This window comes from Flavobacteriales bacterium, from assembly GCA_013214975.1.
Classification (GTDB): domain Bacteria; phylum Bacteroidota; class Bacteroidia; order DT-38; family DT-38; genus DT-38.
In genome coordinates, this window is sequence record JABSPR010000001.1 from 1 (window position 1) to 5,326 (window position 5,326).

Genomic DNA, 5,326 nt, shown 5'->3' on the forward strand with positions numbered 1-5,326 from the left:
AATATTTATGTAAATGGTTCAACTTTAGGTTTACGTATTAAAGAAATAGATATACTATTTAATGACATTATTAATTTTGCCGAATTACATGATTTTATTGATACCAAAATTAAATACTATTCTACAGGAATGATTCAACGATTATCATTTTCAATAGCTATACATGCTAAATCAGATATCATATTTTTAGATGAAATTTTTGCTGTTGGGGACGAACGCTTTAAAAAGAAAGCAACAGAGGTTCTCGAAAAAAGCTGGATAAAGGGAAGAACTGCAATTATTGTATCACATAGTTCTGCACTGATCGATAAATATTGCAACAGGACAATCGTGATGAATAAAGGTGAACTTCTTTTCTTTGGTGAGACAGCCGAAGCTATAGAAAAGTATAACGTTCTTTTAAATAGCTAGACTAACTATTAATGAATCGAGTAAAATACCTACCGATCTATTTACTTTCCCTGATCCCACTTCCTATTCTTTACTTGTTTTCAGATTTAGGTTTCATCCTACTATATTATATTATAAGATATAGAAGAGCAGTTGTTAGAGAAAACCTAATCGGTTCATTCACAGGCAAAGACCTGGATGAAATTATTTCTATTGAAAAAAAGTTTTATCGCCACTTCTGTGACTTCGCTTTTGAGACGTTAAAAATCCTAACTATTAGTAAGTCAGGAATAGAGAAAAGATTTAAAATGAAAAACGTTGAGCTTATAGATAGACTTCATAGAGAAGGCCGTAGTATGGTCTTATATGCTGCCCATTTTGGTAATTGGGAATGGATTTCATTTTTCACATTGTACACGAAATTTAAAACGAACACCTTCTACCAAAAACTTTCGAATCGTTATATCGATGAGTTAATGACAATGGTTAGAGGTCGATTTGGAACTGAATGCATTGAATCTAGTGCAGGGTTCAAATCCTTATTAAGAATGGAACAGAATAAAGAACTCTCATTAAATTTAATGGTAGGCGATCAAAGTCCTCGAAAAAACGCCCTCGTACATTGGACAAATTTCCTAAACAGAGAAACCGCATTTTTAATTGGTGCGGATAGAATTGCAAAAAAACTAGATCAAGCCGTGGTCTACCCATCCTTTAAGATGTTAAAAAGAGGTGTTTATGAAGTCACATTTATGCTTCTCGAAGAATTCCCTAAAACCGTAGACGGAAACGAGATTATAGACAATTATGCAAAACAGCTTGAATTGAACATACAAGAATCGCCCCAATTGTGGCTATGGAGTCATCGTAGATGGAAAAGGACGAAAGGTGCCTGAGTAATTTACTGGTCTCATAAAATCAATGAATTAGGAATCAATTATAAGAAATTTGATCATTGAATAATTTCATTAGAGTTACTTAATATCTATACTAAAAACAACTACCCCCCTTAACACAATTACACATAACCAACTGATACCCTTCTAAGTACAGAGTAATTTATTTCCAATAAATAGGAAATAATTAAATCTGATTTTATACTTTTGCGCCAATAAACCGACAAAATCATCTTATCATATAGACCTGTATCAATAATATTCTCCTTTTCATAACATAAACCTTTCTTCACCGTACATTTCACATGCTCATCTCAAAAACTATTACACTTATTAGTGTATTCTGCTTAATTGTCACCTCTACTGTTTTCGGCCAAAGCTATTTAATTACTTGGTCCGAGAATACAAAAATAAGTTCTAGCGATTTTGAAGGAATGCCTTCAGATCATTCCCAAAGTCCAAATCATCTTGGAACCTTCATTGATAAATCTTTTGACATGAAAGAAGGTAAAATTGTTATTTCAATAATTGCAAAAGTGAATAGGTTCGACTCTTGGAAAACTGATAGCAGCATATCATCAGATAATTTAGCATTTCAACAAGGCCACTTTAATATTACCGAATTATTTGCTCGTAAACTTAGAGAAACGGTAAGTGAAGAAACGTTCGGCAATAGCTTTAAAAGCTCAGCTGATTTATTTTCAAAACAATTTATTTCTAATTATGAAGAAATGTTAGCCTATCAGAACTCTTACGAAATGGCTACCAATCATGGTCGTAATTTGAATAAATGTAATAAGTGGGTAAACAAATTGCAGAATAAATTATATGAGATGAACGAATACTCCAGTTCCTCTGATATTATAATTGACTACAAAAGAGCTAACTAGGGCGTCTATTCTCCGATATATTCCAACCAAGAATATCTATACCAATCATAGAACCTATTTATAGGAATACCGTTAATATCTATTAGATACCAATCTAGCAATAGAGAGAATTCATATAATAATAATATAGCATGAAAAATTCTCTAATATTTATCACTCTTCTAATCTGTGTTTGCGCATGCAAACAAGAACCCAACAATAAGAAGAAACTAGTTGAGTACTGTATATATACTATTCAAAATACAGGAAACGTAAATGAAGCCTCGGCGATACGATATTGCAAATGTTCTGCAGATACGTTGATTACCATTTTTTCTCTTAACGATTTAGAAAAGCATATGGACATGGACGATAAAGACAGATACAAATTGTACTTACCATACACTAGTCATTGTATGAGTGAGCTAGCTAACACCGGTTCCATAGATACCGAGTAACCAGCTTCTTATCTAATACAAGTCCCTAAATATCCGTATAGATATTGATATGCATTAATGTATTAGTTGTAGATTTGATATGCTACACGCTATTATTCACCCGGATATATTAAGAAGAAATGAAAAAAACAAATACTGCTGGCAGTGCAATTAATCAATTGTACGATTCAAGCGACTTGTTTAATCACGAAAAAGTTGAGTTTATCGGCAATATCTTAAATAATGATATTACAACAATTCAGAAATTTTACAATAAGTTTTCTAACGTTATTGATGATTTTACTCCTAAAATTAAAAACAATTTCAGTGCAGGAAACAGGAAAGAATGTCTAAAACAAATAGATACGTTTAAAGGTAGTGCCCTCACGGCAGGTGCAGACAAACTCAGCAAGTCGTTATCTAAATTAGAATATAAGATGAAAGCTAATGGTGATCTTACAGAAATGGAAAATCAGCTTGCAGAGGCTATCGAATTAGCAGATCAAACAAAGAACTCGCTAAATGAAAGTCTCGACTCTTTTGTATAAAAAGAATTCTTCAAGGGCCTATTTTTTATCAACATATAATCATCATAACCCAAACAAGTTAACCGTTAACCCCTGTGGTTATTAACTATTTGGAATAAATATTTAAATCGATACATCCATATATCTCAATATTATTTTGAATATTCGCAATCCATTATAAAATAACATCATGAATAAGTCAACCTATCTTTTCGTTTTATTATCTCTTTTTTCTCTAAGTGTATTAGCTCAATCAAATGATGGAAGCGCTATTGATAAGAGTTCGTCCTCTTCAAAAAGCAACTATAATGGAAATGATTCATTTTTCTTAGTTCTTCCAAATCCCTCTGATGGAAATATTGACATAAAGGGTGTAAGCAAAACTACTTTAGTCGAAGTATTAGATAGAACAGGTGAAGTAGTACTTTCTGAAACAGGCAACAGCGCATTAGATTTAACATCCATGCCTGATGGACCTTATTTTATCCGTAAAGCGGTTGACGATGGATTTGCAATGGCAAGGGTTATTCTTATTAAATAAGCATTTTTTCCTCCGAGATACCCAGTATTCTAATATTTCATTTTCCATACCTAAGGTAAATCATTCATTCATGGATATTAACTGTAGTAACGAATATTTTCACTTTACGCTAATTGAGGAAATACCGTTATTGCGATACTCACAGTATCAATCAAGCAAAACAAATAGTAGCAATAACTAGTTTTTTTCTTGTTTTGTTATAGAGCTCCTGTCCGCAACAACAGGAGCTCTCTTTTTTTCAATACTTCCCTCCTTCCGACTAGACTAAATTGGTTATTTTCGTTAACCAAATAATCAACACGCATTAACTAGAAAATCATGAAGCACATTCTATTATCATTATTAATAATGAGCATTTCAATATTGTCGTTTGCACAAGAAATGCCAACCAAAAGCCAATTGGGTAAAGTTGTTCAGAAACTAGGTGGCACTACTATTGAAATCAACTATTCGAGACCAAATGCAAAAGGAAGAAAGATTTGGGGCGATTTAGTTCCTTATGGTCAAGTATGGAGACTCGGAGCAAACGAATCAACAAAAATTACAACATCAGGAGATATTACTATTGGTGGCTCTAAACTAAAAAAGGGTACTTATTCAATGTTTGCTACGCCCGGTGAGGAGAAATGGATTTTTCATTTTAACTCTAACCTAGATGCATGGGGTGCCAACGATTACAGTGCGGAAAGTAATATCTTATCAATTGAAGCAAGTCCTAAAATGGTAGATAGCCCAGAAGCTGTAGAATCTATGCAATTCACATTCGAGAACACTATCGAAAGCAAAGCAGAGATTATTTTAGCATGGGGTATGCTAACAATATCTATTCCAGTGGAAGAAAATTAATACTACAAAAATCTAATTATGTATAAAGCGATATTATTATCATTAGCTATTTCTTTAGCTTGTTCTCAAGCCTTTACTGCTCAAGCAGGAAAACGCCCAAGTCAATGGGCAGAGACTCACCAACGAATTGGTCTTACAGACCTAAGTATTGAATATTCTCGTCCAAACACAAAAGGAAGAACAATTTGGGGAGAACTAGTTCCTTTTGGAACGATGTGGAGAACTGGAGCGAATGAAGCAACAAAGTTTACTACTTCGGATGATATAAAGATTGAAGGTAAAGCTTTAAAAGCTGGAAGCTATTCAGTTTTCGCTATCCCTACTGAAGGAGATTGGACAATTCATTTTAATACGGACATTTCACTATGGGGAACAGGAGATTATACAGATGCTAAAGACGTACTTGTAATTACTATTCCTACTTCCAAAGGAACGAAGGTAGAGTCAATGCGATTTACATTTGACAATATTTCAGCTACAACAAGTCAACTCACCCTAGCTTGGGACGAATTGAGATGTTCATTTAATATTGAAGTGGATGTTGAGACAAAACTATTCGAAAACTTAGCTAAGAAAATTAAAAATTCTTCTTCAGATGATTTAGCGTACAACTACTTAGAATGTGCCCTTCAATGTGCTGAGCAAAAATTAAGAATTGATCAGGGAGTTGAATGGATTGAAAAATCGATAGAATTAGAGCCTAATTACTGGTACGCTTACTGGGTAAAAGCAGACGTACTTTGGGAAAAAGGAGACAAAGAAGGGTCTTTAGAGAACTTGAATACCGCTTTAGTGAATGGCCTTAAAGAAGAAGGTAAAG

General features: G+C 33.5%; 8 protein-coding genes. All 8 read left to right on the forward strand.

What is annotated here, in order from left to right:
• On the forward strand, window positions 1-411 hold a 411-nt coding region (locus HRT72_00005), incomplete at its 5' end, for an ABC transporter ATP-binding protein (protein ID NQY66096.1).
• Between the two features lie 11 nt (window positions 412-422).
• Complete coding sequence (locus tag HRT72_00010) at window positions 423-1,286, forward strand: lysophospholipid acyltransferase family protein (protein NQY66097.1); 864 nt, start codon at window positions 423-425, stop codon at window positions 1,284-1,286.
• Between the two features lie 305 nt (window positions 1,287-1,591).
• Entirely contained in the window at window positions 1,592-2,176 is a 585-nt protein-coding gene (locus HRT72_00015; GenBank protein ID NQY66098.1) for a hypothetical protein, read from the forward strand.
• 131 nt (window positions 2,177-2,307) lie between these two features.
• On the forward strand, window positions 2,308-2,613 hold the full coding sequence (locus HRT72_00020) for a hypothetical protein (protein NQY66099.1): 306 nt from the start codon (window positions 2,308-2,310) through the stop codon (window positions 2,611-2,613).
• Window positions 2,614-2,732: 119 nt separating this feature from the next.
• On the forward strand, window positions 2,733-3,140 hold the full coding sequence (locus tag HRT72_00025) for an Hpt domain-containing protein (protein ID NQY66100.1): 408 nt from the start codon (window positions 2,733-2,735) through the stop codon (window positions 3,138-3,140).
• Between the two features lie 169 nt (window positions 3,141-3,309).
• Window positions 3,310-3,660: a hypothetical protein gene (locus HRT72_00030; protein NQY66101.1), complete on the forward strand. Its 351-nt coding sequence runs from the start codon at window positions 3,310-3,312 to the stop codon at window positions 3,658-3,660.
• Between the two features lie 318 nt (window positions 3,661-3,978).
• Entirely contained in the window at window positions 3,979-4,506 is a 528-nt protein-coding gene (locus tag HRT72_00035; GenBank protein NQY66102.1) for a DUF2911 domain-containing protein, read from the forward strand.
• 18 nt (window positions 4,507-4,524) lie between these two features.
• A partial coding sequence (locus tag HRT72_00040; protein ID NQY66103.1) for a DUF2911 domain-containing protein occupies window positions 4,525-5,326 on the forward strand: 802 nt, incomplete at its 3' end.

Coding starts and splice junctions, on each gene's coding strand:
- HRT72_00010 (NQY66097.1), top strand. CDS start 423: ATGAATCGAGTAAAATACCTACCGATCTATTTACTTTCCCTGATCCCA.
- HRT72_00015 (NQY66098.1), top strand. CDS start 1,592: ATGCTCATCTCAAAAACTATTACACTTATTAGTGTATTCTGCTTAATT.
- HRT72_00020 (NQY66099.1), top strand. CDS start 2,308: ATGAAAAATTCTCTAATATTTATCACTCTTCTAATCTGTGTTTGCGCA.
- HRT72_00025 (NQY66100.1), top strand. CDS start 2,733: ATGAAAAAAACAAATACTGCTGGCAGTGCAATTAATCAATTGTACGAT.
- HRT72_00030 (NQY66101.1), top strand. CDS start 3,310: ATGAATAAGTCAACCTATCTTTTCGTTTTATTATCTCTTTTTTCTCTA.
- HRT72_00035 (NQY66102.1), top strand. CDS start 3,979: ATGAAGCACATTCTATTATCATTATTAATAATGAGCATTTCAATATTG.